A 17,654-nucleotide genomic window follows, 5' to 3' on the forward strand; every position below is an offset into this window, starting at 1 on the left:
TAATATTTATCGCTTTATCACAAATTCATCAAAATTCATCAGGGTGTTGGCCACTACGGCACAGGTTGCCAGTTTGGCGGGGCGCAGGGTTTTATTTATTTTGTATTCGCCTTCTTGCAAAAGCTTTGTGGCCCGATCCGGGTGCTTTTCAAAATCTGCTAGTTCTTCCTGATATAAATTTTTCAGAATTTTTAATTCGTCCGGGCGCGGAAAGCGGCTGGTCAGGGCACGGAAAGCATAGGTAATCTGGGCTTCTGGCGTACTGCCGCCTTCTTGCAGCATCCGCTCGCCTAATACCCGGCTGGCTTCCACGTATTGCACATCGTTCAGCAGCACCAGGGCTTGTAATGGCGTACTGGTTTTCTGCCTCCGGATACTGCACATATAACGGTCGGGCACGTCGAAATTAATCATGGCGGGGTGCGGTGAACTGCGTTTCCAAATGGTATACAAACTACGGCGGTACAAATCTTCGCCTTTGCCCTGCTCGTATTTTACGGCGTTGCGCACGGCCAAGGCTTCCCAAACGCCACCTGGTTGGTACGGATATACACTCTTACCGCCTACTTTTTTTACCAATAATCCGCTTGCGGCCAAGGCATTGTCCCGAATCATTTCCGCCGACATCCGGTACGAAGGTGCCCGGCTAAACAATATATTATCCGGGTCTAAGGTTTTGCTTTGCTCCGTAGGAACCGATGATTGCCGGTAAGTAGCCGACATAACCATGGTTTTCAAGAGGCCTTTTACGTTCCAGCCACTTTCGCGGAAAGTTACGGCTAGCCAGTCGAGTAGTTCGGGGTGAGTGGGCAAATCTCCCTGGTTTCCAAAATCCTCGGCTGTTTTCACAAGGCCCTGGCCAAAGCACTGTTGCCAGAACCGGTTTACGGCCACCCGGCTAAATAATGGCTGATCTTTGCTTAATAACCACCGGCTCAGGCCTAAGCGGTTGCGGGGTAAATTTTTATTTAAGGCCAGCACATTTTCGGGTGTAGTTGGGGTTACTCTTTCTTTGGGTGCATCGTAGGCACCGCGGTCGAGAATAAAAGCGGGTCGGGGCCGGGGCAATTCTTTGTACACCATTACCTCTTCCTGGTTGGTCAGGAGTTCGTTTTCTTTGGCGCGGTTTTGCAGCAATTCGGCCTGTACCTGGGCATATTGTTTATCGAAAGCAAACAGGTAAAAACGGAATAATTTTTCTCGCTGAGCAGCGGTTAACTGTTCTTTCGGCGTTTTTAATAAATGCAGAATTGCTTGCTGCTGCCCAGCTAACTGTGTTACCTCTAAAGGCGATAGTTGCCGGTTATAAGCCTGAAATTCGTCGAAAGCAACATTGGTGATGGATTTGATGGAGGCCTGACCTAGCCGGAAATGATGAATACCCCAGTTGGCTTTGTCTTTGGCATATAACATACTCTGCTGCAGGTTATCATTAACAACTTTAAAAGTAGCTGCCTGCCCATTTATATAAAATTTAACGCCTTTAGCTTTGCTGCTGCCATCGTAAGTTAATACCAGGTGCTGCCATTTTTTCGGGGTAAGTTTCTGATGGGTTACCAGCTCAATGCCATTGGCCGGGTAAACGTGCGTAAACCTTATGCGCAGCGTACCGTCTTTATTCAGGCCGCAAAGGTATCCGCGCCAATTATCCAGTTCGCCGTTGGTACGGTTAAACAGCGGGCCCTCTTCGCCCGGATTGCCGCTGTTTACCCAAACACTGATACTAAAGGGCTGGTGTCGGTCAAAAGTCAGGTGTTCGTTAAATTCAATGCCCATATCGCCGTCTACCCGAATGGCCTGCCCGAACTTACCCGGTACCGCCACCGGACTCTTGCCCTCTTCCCCGCTCCGGTAAGCCGCCGTTAAAGGTGTTTGTAAGGCGTTTTTTGGCTCTTTTTCGTCGAAAGTAAAGTGCCCGATTAGCCCCGGTTTAGCTGCCGCATATTTTTCGGGTTGTTTCGCAGCTTCGGCCAGCCACTGATCAAAATTTTGCGCGTAAGCTTCCGGATTATTGGCCTTTTTTTCCAGGGGTTTAATATTGGTGCGAATGTAGGTTAACAGTTTTTCAGTTTCGGGCGTGGTAAGAATCAATGTGGGGCTGGCTTCGCCGGTGTAAGGTATTTCGCCGGACTCGTTGTTGCTGTTGAAGAAAGCGCCTAACTGGTAATAATTTTTCTGCGAGATGGGATCGTACTTGTGGTCGTGGCAGCGGGCACACTCGGTACTGAGGGCCAGGAAAGTTTTGCCAAACGTGTTAACCCGGTCCGCCACGTACTCGGTGCGGTATTCTTCGTCCACGATGCCGCCTTCCTGGCTCTGCGGGTGGTTGCGCAAAAAGCAGGTAGCCATTATTTGCTCGCGGGTAGGGTTGGGCAATAAATCGCCGGCCAGTTGCCAGGTAATAAATTTATCGTAAGGCAAGTTTTTATTGAAAGCATTTATTACCCAGTCGCGCCAGGGGTAAGCATTGCGCAGGCCGTCGTCCTGGTAACCGTGCGTGTCGGCGTAGCGGGCCACGTCCAGCCAATCCACGGCTAAGCGCTCGCCAAAGTGCGGCGATTGCAACAGCCGGTCAACTACTTTTTCGTAAGCGTTCGGCGATTTATCGTTTAGGAAAGCATCTATTTCGGCAATGGTAGGCGGCAAACCAGTTAAGTCGAAGGAAAGGCGCCGGATTAAAGTTTCGCGGCTAGCTTCGGGGTTAGGCTTCAGTTGTTTTTCTTCGAGCTTCGCCAGCACAAACCGGTCTATCGGGTTTTTTACCCAGGCAATATTTTCAACCTTGGGTAATTTGGTTTTTTGCGGCGCAACCAGCGACCAGTGCGGTTTGTATTCGGCGCCATCTTGTATCCATTTTATTAGAATTGCTTTTTCTTTGGCGGTTAAAGTCAGGTGCGATTCGGGGGTGGGCATTACAAGTTCCGGATCGGTACTAATAATACGGTGAAAAACTTCGCTTTTGGCCAGGTTGCCGCCTACTAAAGCAAACCGCCCGCTTTCGGCTTTCTTTTCGTGGGCCGTAGGCAAATCCAAACGCAGGTCGTTTTCTACTTTATTTTTATCGGGCCCGTGGCAGGCAAAACAACGGTCCGATAGAATAGGCTTTACGTGCTGGTTGTAATCTATTTTGGCGGGTATTTTGGCCATGGCCAGTTTTACCTCCTGCGGTAATTCAGGCTCGCTGCAGCTCCAAAGATTCAGGAGTAAAACCAGTAATCCTAAATATTTTGCTGGGTGGTTCATAACGTGCCGGAGGTATCAGATGCTGGCTGAAAATTAATAGCTAGTTGGGTGCCCCTGGCTTGCTGCAAGGCCGCTACACCCTGCGGGGTTACCCCGGTTTGCCACAAATACAAAGATTTCAGCTTTTTACAAGCGGTTAAACTTTTCAGGCCTTTATCCGATATTTTAGTGCCGTACAAGTTTAAATAATGCAGGTTAGTTAAGGCTGCCAGGTGTTGCAGCCCGGCATCGGTAATGGCGGTATTATCCAGGCTCAGGCGGGTCAGGTTTTTAAAGCCGGCCAATAGCGGCAAGCCTTTATCGGTAATATTTGTTTCGGACATATCGAGCCACAGAATTTGCTCGCGCAGGTTGGCCAGCAGTTGCATATCGGCGTCAGAAAAATTAGTAGCATTTACCAGGTTAACCGTCAGGAAAGGGCTGTCTTTAGCTACGGGCATAAGCACTACGCCTTTGCTTTGCAGTTGCCGCACATGCTCCGGATTGGCCGGCGCTACCTTCACATCCGGTATTTCGGAAGGCTGGGTACTTTCACTGGTTTGTCCGCTTCCCAGGCTAACTTCGGCAATAATTTCGTTTATGGCTGGGTCTTTAGCTACCTGGGCTACTTTTTTGGTGAAATCGCCTTTACCGGCCGTAATCCACCAATGAATCAGTTGTACTTCGGCTTCGGTTAACTGGGGTTTGCCTTTGGGAGGCATCCGGTCGTCGTGGTTCAGGGGTAAAACCAAACGTTTGTATAAGTCGCTTTTATCGGCGTTGCCGGCCACCAATATTTCTCCGTTTTCGCCACCTTTTAATAAATTTTCCTGGGTATCGAGGCGCAGATCGCCTTTTTGTTTTTTGCTGCTGTGGCATTGCCAGCATTTTTGTTCCAGCACCGGCTCCACCAAATCCTGGTACACCAGGGCTTCGTTTACATTTTTAATGGGCGGTCGCACTTTTTTACCGGGGCTTTTACCAATAATGGCGTAAACCGGCTGGGTTAAATAATCGTCGCCGTGGGTTAAGTTGCCGCCGTAATGCCCCGTGGCGGTTAATAATATTAATACGGCCAGAACAGCCGGGGTTTGCAGCTTTTTAAAAAACGCTTTATTCCGTAACAAAACCAACAATATTGCAAATACCGCTAAGGCAATTCCCGCATATTGGTGGGCATCTACCGCCTCCGGGTCGTAGCCGCCGCTTAGTTTTAAAAGAAAACCGGCTACACAAGCCAATATAGCCGATACTGCGCCGGCAAACCAAAGCACCGGCATTAAGGGATTAATGGTGGCAAAGGTGGGTCGGCGTGCCAGAAAATGCAGACAAATGGCTAGCATTAAGATACCAATAGGCAAATGCACCAGGAGCGGGTGTAACCGGCCAAAAAACAAAACTAGGTTCTCCGACATAACTATTAATGGTGGTGGTTAAAAAGGCAATCAGGAATAGCGCGAATAAAGCAATATACAAAAAGGCGGGTAACTAAAAAATTAGTAAAGTATAAACGCTTTAACGAGTTCTTTAACTAAATTATAACTATTAAAATATATATTTAAACAATATTCTCTTTAATTATATAGAAAATCAAAATTTAACAATGCAGCTTCAATCAGAAATTATTCGAAAATATTTTTGATTCGATTTTTTCTCTTAATTTAGCTTCAACTTTTACAAATAATTAGTAAAAGTTCCTCTTGTTTTCCTTTAACCAGCTTACTATTAGCTATTTGCATAAAGAGGATTAGTTTTAATCAGAATATTTCAGGCTAGTATTAATAATTGCATTTATCCTGTTTCTAGAAACGGGCCTTTTTTGCTACCGGAAATTTACCAAAACGGTTTCCGGAAGGAGTGGCAGCTTACCATTAAAATTCTCAGGTTTAACAACCTGCGCCGATACTTAATTACCTGTAAACAATTAGTGCCAATATCCACCTAAAGCAAATTGAATTGAAAGCAATAAACGTCAAAACACCTCCGGAATAACCGGCTCATCACCATTCTTCTGCCATTTGTTTTAATTCAGCAAAGGCCCGATCGCAAAATTTTTCTTCCCGAAAAATAAAGGGGAATTTATTGCCCGGACTTCCAGAATTTCTGGTATTGGGTGCTTTTTTATTAGCGCCATTTTTACTATTAACCTCTTTTTAACAAACAAACCTTTATTCTATGATGCGTAATTTACCACTAACAGGTAAGCTATTAACTGCCTGGGACAGGAAAATCCTGAACCCGGCCAAAAGCCTTCGCTATGGCTTACTCTTAATTTCCTTAATCTGTGTTTCGGGTATGGCTTATGCCCAAAACCAGATTTCCGGTAAAGTAACTTCCTCGGCCAGCGAATCTTTGCCCGGGGTAACGGTACTCTTAAAAGGTACCTCCAACGGTACTACCACCGATGCCGACGGTAATTATTCTTTAAGTGTGCCGGTAACCAGCGGTACTCTTGTATTTTCTTTTATTGGTTATACCACTACCGAAAGGACGTTTTCGCGGCCCGGCACCGTTAACGTAGCCCTGCAAACCGATGCTAAAGCCCTGGAAGAAGTGGTAGTAATTGGTTACGGTACTGCCCGGAAATCTGATTTAACCGGAGCGGTAGCCTCCGTTAAAGAAGAACAAATAAAAGAACGGGCTGCCCCTTCCTTGAACCAAGCCTTAGCCGGTAAGATGCCGGGCGTGCAGGTAAATACCAACTCGGGCCGGCCGGGTGGTCGTACCAATATTCGTATCCGGGGTTTTAGCTCTATTAACTCCTCTAACAACCCCTTATATGTAATTGATGGGGTAATGATGCCGCAGAGTAATTTGGCGCAATCCAGTAATCCCATAGATTTTATTAACCCGAACGATATTGTTTCGGTGGAGGTACTGAAAGATGCTTCTTCTACGGCTATCTACGGTGCCAGAGGTGCCAACGGCGTTATTCTGGTTACCACTAAAAAAGGTAAATCCGGTGAAGGCCAGATTAGCTATAACGTAGACTTTAGTACTACTACTAAAGGACCGAACAGCCCGGAAGCACTAAACGCGGAAGAATACCTGAGGGTAGAAGAACTGGCCTGGCGCAACATGGAAAAATACGATCCATCTGGCTGGGCCGCCGGCAAATGGGCCTACTTAAATCCTGCTTTGAAGCGGGCTGACCCTGCTCTGAGAGCTAAGGGTGTATTTGACGCAAACGGCAACCCGCTGCACGATACCGACTGGCTGAAAGAAACTACCCAGTCGAAAATATCGCAAAACCACCAGTTAGGCTTTAGCGGCGGTAGCGAACGTACTCAGTATTCCCTATCCATGGGCTACCGCGATGACCAGGGTTACCTGGTAAACTCTTACATGAAACGGTACTCCGGCCGCTTTACCATCGACGACCAAATTAAAAAGTGGTTGAAAGTAGGTGGTACCCTGAGCTATAATTATCAAACCGAAAACCTGGTAGATATTTCGGACCAGGTTGCCCGGCAAATTGTAGAAGATTTCCCTTTCCTGCCGGTAAGGTATCCGGACGGCACTTTTGCTAACAACCGCGATTATCCTTTTGCCGAAGGTACCATGAGTTCCATGCACCGCTTATATGGTCGTAAGTTTATATTGAATACCCAAACCGCCATTGGTAGCTTGTATTCTAATATTCGGTTTGCCGAAGGGCTCGAAATGCGTACTGTTTTGGGTACCAATATTCTTACCCAGGAAAACAACGATGCCACTACCCGTACCCTGGATATTGGTAACCGGGGTAACGCCGCTTCCCGTAACCGCCGTGAAAATTTCTGGTCTTTAGAAAACTACCTGACCTACAACAAAACTTTTAACGAGATTCATTCTTTTACTGGTTTATTAGGTATTTCGTGGCAGGAAACAAATACTTTTAACGTAGATGCTACAGTTCGCAACTTTGCTACTGATTACTTCCTGTATAATAACTTAGGTGCCGGTAGTACTTCGCCAGCAGTGGGTTCAGGTGCTTCCCGTACAGCTTATAACTCTTATTTCGGCCGGATTAATTATGGCTTAATGGATAAATACCTGGTTACTTTTACCGGACGGGCCGATGGTTCTTCGCGCTTCGGTGAAAACCACAAGTTTGCCTTCTTCCCATCGGCGGCATTGGCCTGGCGGATTTCGGAAGAAAGCTTCCTGAAAGGTAATAACACATTGACCAACCTGAAACTGCGCAGCAGCTATGGCATTACCGGTAACTCCGAAATTCCGGCTTACTCCTCTTTAGCGCTGTTAAGCTCTAACTACGCCGCTGTATTGGGCGATATTCGGGTTGGCGGAACTGGCCTTACCCGTTTGGCGAACCCTGAACTGAGATGGGAAAAAACCGCCCAGTTCGATGTGGGCGTAGAAGTAGGTTTGCTTGGCAACCGCGTTAGCCTGGAAGCTGATTATTATTACCGCAAAACCACCGATATGCTCCTGGATGCTCCTGTACCGCGCACCACCGGTTACGGCACCATCCGGAAGAACGTAGGTTCCATGGAAAATAAAGGAATAGAGTTATCCTTGAATACGATTAACATTGAGTCGGGTGGTTTCCATTGGAGTACCGGCTTCAACGTTTCTGTAAACCGGAACAAGGTGCTTACTTTAGCTTCACCGGCCGATATTTTTGGGGTAGGTGGTCCTAACTTTACCAACCAAACCAATATTATTCGTATTGGCGAGCCGGTAGGTTCTTTCTGGGGTCTTACTCGTTTGGGTATCTGGAGCGAAGCCGAAAGAGATGAAGCCGCTGCCTTTACCAGCTACCGCCCAGGCCAAACTTTATTACCCGGCGATATTAAATACCTGGATGTAAACGGCGACAAAGCCATTACCGATGCTGACCGCAGCATTATTGGCAATGGTAGCCCGAAAGCCTGGGGTGCTCTCACCAACACCTTCCGCTTCAAAAATTTCGATTTACTGGTAGACCTGCAATATTCTTACGGCAACGATGTGCTGGATATGACCTTGCACTCCAGCGAAGACCGTCAGGCCCTGGCTAATAGCTACAAAACTGTACTCAATGCCTGGACGCCACAAAACCAGAATACCATGATTGCGGAAGTACGGGGTACCCAAGCCGGCTATATCACTAACGTAGATACCCACTGGATTAAAGATGGTTCCTTTATCCGGGGCCGGAACATTATGTTAGGTTATACCTTCCCGGCGGCCGTTACCGAAAGAATTAAACTAAACCGTTTGCGGATTTATACCTCCGCTCAGAACTTATTTTTATTAGTGGATGATGAATTGATTGGTGACCCCGAAACGGTTGGTATCCGGGATGGAGATGCCCAAAACGTGTTCTCTCAAGGTCAGAACTGGCACGGCTATCCTAAGCCCAGAACCTTTTTAATGGGTCTGCAAATCGGCTTGTAATTAGTCTTTTCATCTAAAAAAGAGTTATCATATGAAGATTTATAAATTAAGAAATTTAACTAAAGTATTACTCTGCGGCGTATTGCTGCTGGGGGCCGGCTGTAAAGATCACCTGGATGAGGCGCCGCCTTCTAACTTAACGCCGGATAACTTTTATACCATTCCGGACCATGCGGAAGCTGCTTTGGCCGCTGTTTATGCCGATACCCGCCTGGTATATGATGGTTCCGGTATATTTTCGTCTACCTGGCAAATGCTGGAGGCTCCAACCGGTATCTCTACCACCGAAACCGGCCAGAACTCAGACCTGAATAACCTTTACGGTTTAATTTACGATGGCAACACCGGCCACATAGCCAATTACTGGAATGGCTTGTACCGGCTTATTGCGCAGGCCAACCTGCTACTAGACAGAGTGCCGGCTATTACGCCCATGGAAGAAGCCCAGAAAAAGAAAATATTGGGTGAAGCCAAGTTCCTGCGAGCCTGGGCTTATTTCCGGGCCGTACAGTTATGGGGCGATGTTCCTTTAATTACTAAACCGCAGACCATTGAATCAGAAGATTTTCTACCTAGTCGGGCGCCAAAAGAAGAAGTATATAATTTAATTGTAGAGGATTTAAAAGAAGCCGAAGCAGCCGGTTTACCCTGGATGGATGCCACGGGTCGGGCATCGCAGGCAGCTGCCAAATCGATGCTGGCTAAGGTTTACTTAACCATGGCCGGTTTCCCGCTGCAAAAAGGTGCCTCGCATTATAAACTAGCCGCCGATAAAGCCTTTGAGGTGGTGTCTTACGCCAATGCCAATCCTGGTACCATTAATTTGTTCCCTACCTACCTCGACGTACACAAAGAAAGTACCGAAAACCGGTTAGAGCATATTTTTATGATTCAGTACAACAACCTGGTAGCTGGTAACCCCATGGAAAACATGTACCCCAACTTTAAACCGGTTACGTATTCCGGTCCGGGTGGTACAGGCAGCACCATTCCTACGGTTGCGTTCTATAATTCTTATGAAAGCGGCGATTTGCGGGCTAAAAACCAGGAAGGCTATTTTTATACCACTTACTTTACTAATGGTACTGGTGCTGAATTTAATTTAGGTGCTCCTTATATTTTTAAGCACTTTAATCAAATTTCGGCGGGTGCTCCTGGTCTTACCCCTACCCGTAACAACAACCTGAATGTACCGGTTATCCGCTACGCCGAAGTACTGCTGATTTATGCCGAAGCGCAGAACGAAGTTTCTGGGCCTAATATGGAGGCTTACAATGCACTCAAAAAAGTACGGGATCGTGCAAAATTAACTACTCCGGATATGGGTACTTTCAACCAGACCAGCTTCCGGGAAGCCGTTTGGCGCGAGCGCTGGTACGAACTGGCCTACGAGCAAATTACCTGGTTCGACATGGTACGCCTGCGGAAAGTATTTAACGAGGATACCAAAGGCTTCGATAATTTTGTGGGGCACGTTAATAAAAACTCCAACAAGCCCTTACAAGAGAAGCACTTGTTGTTCCCGCTGCCTACGCCCGAACGCCGGAATAATCCGAACTTGAGCCCGCAAAACCCAGGTTACCCGGAGTTTTAACGGAAGTTTTTGAAAAAACCTGGTACCGTGGGTGCCAGGTTTTTCTATTTTATCTGTGCCGTTATTTTGCAGACAATATTTAAGACCAAGCCTGTTTACATACATATAACTGTTGTGCAACGGTTAAAAAAAGAGGTTTAAGCAATCCATCTCTGTCATTCAGAAGGAAAGTGGGCTCTAAATACTCTCTAAAAACTGATAAAAAGGGTACAGTTTAATTAGGCTTAATCTCAGTTAATTATTCCTGAACAATCTATTCGGGAATATTTTGTTCAGGAATATTCTATCCAGGGAAAATCAAAAGAATATAAAACATACATGGAAAAAGACTTTACAAATCAGGAAAAGCCGGCTAATTCCCGCCGGGGTTTTATAAAGGCTGCTGCGGTTACAGCGGCCAGTTTTATGATTGTACCGCGCCACGTGTTGGGCGGTAAAGGCTTTTTAGCTCCCAGCGACCGCTTAACAATTGCTGCCGTTGGGGTAGGTGGTAAAGGCCGCTCCGATATTGATGCCTTTAACAAAAGTGGCAAAGCCAATATTGCTTACCTCTGCGATGTAGACGACCGCCAGGCGGCCACATCTGTTACAAATTTCCCGAAAGCCAAATATTACAAAGACTGGCGGGAAATGTTTGATAAAGAAGCTAAAAAATTCGATGCCGTTTCGGTATCTACCCCCGACCATACGCACGCGGTAGTAGCCATGGCGGCTATGCAACTGGGCAAACACGTGTACGTGCAAAAACCCATGGCCCACGATATTTACGAAGCCCGCAAACTAACCGAAGCCGCTAAACGCTACAAAGTAGTTACCCAAATGGGCAACCAGGGTGCTTCCGGCGATGGCGTCCGGCAAATGCACGAATGGTTTAATGCCGGGGTTATTGGCGACGTAGATACCGTTTACCTCTGGACCAACCGGCCCATCTGGCCGCAAGGCATTCCATGGCCCAGCACCTCAACGCCGGTACCAAAAGAACTAAACTGGGATTTATGGCTGGGTACCGCCCCTTATAAAGAATACGTAGATAAATTAGTACCCAAGAGTTGGCGCGGCTGGTGGGATTACGGCACTGGCGCCCTCGGCGATTTAGGTTGCCACCTGATGGAAGCCCCCTTCCGGATATTAGATCTGAAATATGCCACTGATGCGCAGGCCAGCGTAGGCAGCGTGTTTGTAGATTGGGGCAAGCGGGGTATTTTCCCGGATAGCTGTCCGCCTGCGAGCCACGCTACTTTAACCTTCCCCAAAACCAGCAAAACCAAAGGCCCCATAACCATGCACTGGATGGATGGCGGCATTAAGCCCGATCGGCCGGAAGAACTAGGACCCAATGAATTATTTGGCGATGGTAACAGCGGTATTTTATTTGTTGGTTCTAAAGGTAAAATGATGGCTAGCGAATACGCCGCTAACCCACGGTTGTTGCCCCTGTCGCGGATGCAGGAAGTACAGGTAAAACAAACCTATGCGCGGGTACCCGGCAGCGCCGACGGCCATTATGCCCAATGGGTAGAGGGGGCAATAGCCGGTTATGGCAAAAAAGAAATGAGCTCGCCTTTTGAAATGGCCGGCCCGCTTACAGAAGCTATTTTAATGGCTAACCTGGCCATTAGAGGCGCCGATATGGCTAAACCCCGTGCTACCGGCAACGGCTTCGATTATCCTGGCAGCAACCTTAAAATGATCTGGGACAACCAAAATATGAAAGTAACCAACTTCGACGACGTAAACCAGTTTGTAAAACGCACTTACCGCCAGGGCTGGAGTTTAGGGGTATAAGCCCTAACAATATTAGCTGCACCTTAGCCGTATTTATTATGAGCTAAGGTGCAGCTAATATCCGGAAAAGTAAACCCTACTACTATAAGCAATTTATTTTAACCAGATTATACAGATTATAATTTTAAAAACATCTGTATAATTATTACAGGATATTCCCGGATTTATTAGCGGCACCGATAAAAATACAGAAAAAAGTGTGTATACTTAAACGGGTAACTTTCCGGCGAAGTGTGAAAAGATAAAATATTAACTTCTCAGAAAACCTTGTCTGGAAAACGCTTCTCAGGCTACCCTAATGTAGTTTTAAGCTGGTAACTATTTATTCCGGATTCTTTTCTGCCTTATTTACTGCACTAGGCTGGATTTAGGTAAGTCCCGAATATTTTTTATTTATGCAAATAAATTTATCCACCATTTATAAGCTCTAAAAGCAATTAAACCAACTTATGGCATTTCAGATTAAAAAGAAGGGCGAAGTTTACGATGTAGTAATTGTAGGTTCCGGGGCAGGAGGCGGTATGGCAGCTAAAATTTTGGCGGAAGCCGGCGTGAAAGTAGCCTTGCTCGAGGCTGGCCCTGATTACGATCCGGCTAATCCGGAGCAGCAAACCCAGTTAAAATGGTCTTATCAGTCGCCGCGGCGCGGTGCCGGTACTACCCGGGCTTTCGGCGATTTTGATGCGGCCTACGGCGGCTGGGAAATAGACGGAGAACCGTATACCCGCAAAAACGGTACTGAGTTCGATTGGTTCCGGGCCCGCATGATGGGCGGCCGTACCAACCACTGGGGCCGCATTGCCCTCCGGTTTGGCCCTAACGATTTTAAACACAAAAGTGTAGACGGCCTCGGCGACGATTGGCCTATTTCTTACGCCGATATTAAACCTTATTACGACCGCGTAGATAAACTAGTAGGCGTATTTGGTACCAACGAAGGCCTGGTGAACGATCCGGATGGCTATTTTCTGCCGCCACCCAAGCCCCGTTTGCACGAGCTGATGATAAAAAAAGCAGCTACCGGCATTGGCGTTCCGGTTATTCCGGCACGTAAATCTATGCTTACCCGGCCCATTAACAAAGACCGGGGTGCCTGCTTTTTCTGTTCCCAGTGCGGCCGCGGCTGTTCGGTTCACGCCGATTTTTCGGCGGGTACGTGTCTGGTAAAGCCGGCCCGCAACACCGGTAACGTTGAGTTGTATACCAACGCCATGGCCCGCGAGGTACTCACCGATAAATCGGGTAAAGCTACCGGTATTTTATACACCGACCGGACTGACCTGCAGGATTACCAGGTAAACGGCAAAGTAATTATGCTGGCGGCCAGTGCCTGCGAATCTGCCCGCTTATTATTAAACTCCAAATCAGCAGCGCACCCCAACGGCCTGGCCAACTCCAGCGGCGTAGTAGGTAAATATTTACACGATTCTACCGGCGCTTCGCGCAGTGCGTTTATTCCGCATTTAATGGATCGCAAACGCTACAACGAAGACGGCGTGGGTGGTATGCACGTGTATTCGCCGTGGTGGCTCGATAACAAAAAACTGGACTTTGCCCGGGGCTACCACATTGAATACGGCGGCGGCATGGGCATGCCTGGTTATGGTTTTGGCGGTGGCATCGAACGGTTAAACGGTAAATACCCGGGCCGCGACGGTAAAATGAAAGATGCCGGTGGTTACGGCGCTTCGCTCAAAGACGATTATCGTCGTTTTTACGGGGCCAATGTAGGTTTTGCCGGGCGCGGCGAGTGTATTGCCCGCGAAGATAATTATTGCGAAATAGACCCCAACGTAGTAGATAAATACGGCATACCGGTACTCCGCTTTAACTACACCTGGAGCGACCACGAAATTAAACAGGCCAAGCACATGCACGAGACCTTCGAGGCAATTATTGATGCCATGGGCGGCGTAGCGTTAGGCGATAAACCAGGCGCCGACAGGCAATACGGGTTAGAAGCACCGGGCCGTATTATTCACGAAGTAGGTACCACCCGCATGGGCAACGACCCCAAACGCTCGGTTCTGAATAAATTCTGCCAGGCGCACGAGGTTAATAATTTGTTTGTAGTAGATGGCGGACCATTTGTATCGCAAGCCGATAAAAACCCGACCTGGACCATTATGGCCTTATCGATGCGGGCTTCTGAATACCTGCTGGATGAAGTTAAAAAGCGGAATATTGTAACCTAGAAATAGAAACAAAATATTATGGATAGAAGAGAATCCCTGAAAGCGCTGGCTATTGGTACATTAGGGGCCGGAACCTTGGGAGCCGGTACCCTGCTGGTAGGCTGCGATACCAAAACCGACGAAAAAAGTACCCAGGCCGTAAAGAACGATGCTAAATCTGAACTTTATGGCCGCACTCCGGAAGAAAAAGAGCGGGATGCCCGCCTCATGGAAGAGAAATTCTTTACCGAGGGCGAAATGGCAACTATTACGGTTTTAGCCGATATTATTATCCCGGCCGATGACCGCTCCGGCAGTGCTTCGGATGCCGGTGTACCAGCGTTTATCGAGTTTATTGTAAAAGACCGGCCCGAGAACCAAACACCCATGCGCGGCGGCTTACGCTGGCTCGACATAAAATCGCACAAAATGTTTGGCAAAGCGTTTACCGATGCCAGCAAAGAACAACGAATAGAACTGGTAGATCTGATTGCCTACCCCGAAAAAGCCAAACCCGAAAATTCACAAGGCGTAACCTTTTTCAACCAAATGCGCAACCTGACGGCTACCGGCTTTTTCTCCAGCAAAATAGGTATTGAAGACATGGAATATAAAGGCAACACCCCTAATGCCTGGGATGGTGTGCCGGATGAGGTACTAAAACAATACAACCTGGCTTACGACGAAAAAACCTTAGCCCAATGCCTCAAAAACGAAGAACGCGGCCAACTAATGACTTGGGACAATTACCCGGCCCCGCGGACTTAAGAATTATTAGGATGATTGATTCCATATTTTTGAACAACCTAACCGTTGGGCAATAATATGTTTCAGGATTGAATAGGTTTCAGTACTTGAAATCCATTTCTGTTATTCAGGAGGAAGCTATGTAGCAGATAGCCAAATAGTTTCCTCCTGAATGACAGAGATGGCTTCCTGGTTTCTTGAACTTAAACGCTTTTAATTAAAGAGCAATTGCGGTAAGTAATTCTATATTGAAGTAAAAAGGTCAGGCGGGAATAAGCGAATATACAGTAGCTTATTTCTGCCTGACCTTTTTGCCATAAATGTAGTTTAAAGTACCCAAGCGGTAATTTTCAGAAGAAGGAAAATATTAACGGCGCTACTTGCTATAGCAGGAATGGCGCAAAGAAGTCGTTCGATCTTTAAACCTCCCTTGGTCCCCTCCGAAGGGGGACTGTTCAATAGTGTAGAAATTCCGGTATAGAATAAACCTGCTGGAACTGAAGTTTTGGAATTGGGGTGCTGGAATCTAAGCTTGGTAACGCTTCGCTGCTGCCGCGTAAAATTTTACAATGAGGCTAAGCTTAATGCTTTACAAGAATAGCAGGCCGGAGAGCAGGAACGTTTAAATGTTTACTTTTAATATTTCCGGCCAGTGCGTAGTATAGCGGTCGCTGCGGTGCGATACAGTCATTTTCCAGTCTTTTTTAAGGCCGGCGGTGGCGTAACCGACTACGTTTACGGCCCATTCGTTTGTGCCCATTTTGGCGTTGATCTTATCCAGGGCCTGCATCAGTTTCTGGCTTTTATCCCGGTCGGTGGTATCGAATAAATTTGTTTGTACCTGGTGTTCCGGCATAAATTCAGACAAAATAACACCGGCTTTTTTATAAAAATATCCCTGTTGGTAAATTTGTTGCAGGGCTTGCAGCGCGTAGCGGATAAGTTCACCCGAATCGGCGGAAGCAATGGGTAAGGTTACCGTGGCGCTCTGGTGGTACTGGGGCGCCTGCACCGAAAACTTATTTGTCCGGATGAAAACCGTAATACCTTTGGCTGCGCTGCGTTGCTGGCGTAGCTTTTCGGCGGCCCGGCTGGTATAAGTGGCTACGGCTTCCTGTAATTCCCGGAGGGTAGTAATGTACTGCGAGAAAGAACGCGTACAGGAAATATTCTTGCGGGCTGGTGCTTCCTTAAAATCCAGTTCCTGGCAGGGCTGACCCAATAATTCTTGCCGCAACCGCACGCCTACTACGCCACCCAGATGCTTGTATACCCAGCCAGGACTGCGGTCTACGAGGTCCGCGACGGTATAAACCTGATGCTGGTGCAGTTTGGCAGCATAGCGGCGGCCTACGCCCCAAATATTTTCGACGGCCAGGTGGCGGCGCGCGACGGCTTGTTTGGCGGGTGTATCGAGTAGCATAACACCGTTGTAAACGGGGTTTTTCTTAGCCAGGTGGTTGGCGGCTTTGGCGAGGGTTTTGGTAGGGGCAATGCCCACGCACACCGGCAAATCGAGGTGCTGGCTAATGGTTTCCCGGATGGTGGCGGCGCATTTTTCCAGGTCGGCGGCCGGCACATGGGTTAAATCAACAAAGGCTTCGTCAATCGAATAAACTTCTACCGCGCCAAAGGTTTTCAGAATTTGCATCACGCGCCTGGACATATCGCCGTAAAGCATAAAGTTCGATGAAAATACTCGCACGCCGGCCTGCTCGATAACGGGCCGGGCTTTAAACAAGGGTTCGCCCATTTTTATACCCAAATCTTTAGCTTCCTGCGAGCGCGAAATAATACAGCCGTCGTTATTCGAGAGCACCACCACGGGTTTGTGCTTGAGCCCCGGCTCAAATATGCGTTCGCACGACACAAAAAAGTTGTTGCAATCAATCAGGGCCAGCATAATATTTATACTTTATGCAGCACATGAATTACTACGCCCCATACCGTAAAACCCATATCGGGCAATATTTCCAGGGGCTGGTAACGCTCGTTTTCGGGCCGCAGAAAAACTTTTTTACCCGCGTAGTGCAGCCGTTTTACGGTAAACTCGCCGTGCACCACCGCCAGCACAATATTGCCGTGTACCGGTTTCAACGATTTATCTACCACAATTACATCGCCTTCGTAAATGCCGGCATTCTGCATGGAGTCGCCGCTTACCTGTACAAAAAAGGTAGAAGCCGGGTGTTTTACAATAAACTCGTTTAAATCTAAGGTGCGTTCGGTAAAATCGGCAGCCGGCGACGGAAAGCCCGCCGGTACGTTATGCTCGTACAATTTTACCTGCACCTGGCTGGGCTGACCAATGGGAAAATAAGTAGCTAGTAGTTGCATAAGCGATTAGCAAGGTAATTATTTGCTAAATATACTGGCTAATTTTAAATATAGTTTATTTATATGCTAAATATTTTAGTAAAATAATTAAAATCAGGCATTTGAAAATCTGAAAATTTCTACTTTGGAGAGATAGGGGCTATCGTTAAGACACAAAAGCTAAACCTAGTCTGTTATGCTGAAAGCATCTATTGAATAGAAAGGGAAGTAGGTAAAAGAAGCTATTGCTTATTTACCTGTAAGACCATTTAACCAATATTTCTTTTCAAGATGACACAAGTTAAATTCTTTCTATTGGCAAGGTAATCTTCATTATGCTATGTTCTAGCCGTAGGAGGTAAGGGGGTAACTCAACGTGTAAACCAATAACTTCCCGAAAGTCCTGGAAGGTTATCGCTACAACGGTACTTTTT

Annotated in this window: 9 protein-coding genes; 5 read left to right on the forward strand and 4 right to left on the reverse strand. The window is 47.2% G+C overall.

Annotated features, from left to right (window positions below; all coding sequences use genetic code 11):
- Positions 1 to 6 precede the first annotated feature (6 nt).
- Entirely contained in the window at positions 7 to 3,243 is a 3,237-nt protein-coding gene (locus tag F0145_RS12685; RefSeq protein WP_150088782.1) for a DUF1553 domain-containing protein, read from the reverse strand.
- On the reverse strand, positions 3,240 to 4,637 hold the full coding sequence (locus tag F0145_RS12690; RefSeq protein ID WP_150088783.1) for a c-type cytochrome domain-containing protein: 1,398 nt from the start codon (positions 4,635 to 4,637) through the stop codon (positions 3,240 to 3,242). The genes F0145_RS12685 and F0145_RS12690 overlap by 4 nt, the downstream gene beginning before the upstream one ends.
- 760 nt (positions 4,638 to 5,397) lie before the next feature.
- On the opposite strand from F0145_RS12690, the gene F0145_RS12695 reads away from it, so the two are divergent.
- The 5 genes from F0145_RS12695 (at position 5,398) to F0145_RS12715 (ending at position 14,925) form a co-directional block, all read left to right on the forward strand.
- Entirely contained in the window at positions 5,398 to 8,604 is a 3,207-nt protein-coding gene (locus F0145_RS12695; protein ID WP_150088784.1) for a SusC/RagA family TonB-linked outer membrane protein, read from the forward strand.
- Positions 8,605 to 8,635: 31 nt separating this feature from the next.
- Positions 8,636 to 10,198: a RagB/SusD family nutrient uptake outer membrane protein gene (locus F0145_RS12700; RefSeq protein WP_150088785.1), complete on the forward strand. Its 1,563-nt coding sequence runs from the start codon at positions 8,636 to 8,638 to the stop codon at positions 10,196 to 10,198.
- 318 nt (positions 10,199 to 10,516) lie between these two features.
- On the forward strand, positions 10,517 to 11,983 hold the full coding sequence (locus F0145_RS12705; RefSeq protein WP_150088786.1) for a Gfo/Idh/MocA family protein: 1,467 nt from the start codon (positions 10,517 to 10,519) through the stop codon (positions 11,981 to 11,983).
- Between the two features lie 449 nt (positions 11,984 to 12,432).
- Positions 12,433 to 14,178 (forward strand): GMC family oxidoreductase, encoded by a 1,746-nt coding sequence (locus F0145_RS12710; RefSeq protein ID WP_150088787.1) that lies wholly within the window; start codon positions 12,433 to 12,435, stop codon positions 14,176 to 14,178.
- Positions 14,179 to 14,196: 18 nt separating this feature from the next.
- Positions 14,197 to 14,925: a gluconate 2-dehydrogenase subunit 3 family protein gene (locus tag F0145_RS12715; protein ID WP_150088788.1), complete on the forward strand. Its 729-nt coding sequence runs from the start codon at positions 14,197 to 14,199 to the stop codon at positions 14,923 to 14,925.
- Between the two features lie 601 nt (positions 14,926 to 15,526).
- Here F0145_RS12715 and F0145_RS12720 read toward each other — a convergent pair.
- On the reverse strand, positions 15,527 to 16,807 hold the full coding sequence (locus tag F0145_RS12720; RefSeq protein WP_150088789.1) for a Y-family DNA polymerase: 1,281 nt from the start codon (positions 16,805 to 16,807) through the stop codon (positions 15,527 to 15,529).
- Positions 16,808 to 16,812: 5 nt separating this feature from the next.
- Positions 16,813 to 17,241 (reverse strand): LexA family protein, encoded by a 429-nt coding sequence (locus F0145_RS12725; protein WP_150088790.1) that lies wholly within the window; start codon positions 17,239 to 17,241, stop codon positions 16,813 to 16,815.
- Positions 17,242 to 17,654: the final 413 nt, after the last annotated feature.

Source organism: Adhaeribacter rhizoryzae (genome assembly GCF_008629685.1).
Taxonomy (GTDB): Bacteria; Bacteroidota; Bacteroidia; order Cytophagales; family Hymenobacteraceae; genus Adhaeribacter; species Adhaeribacter rhizoryzae.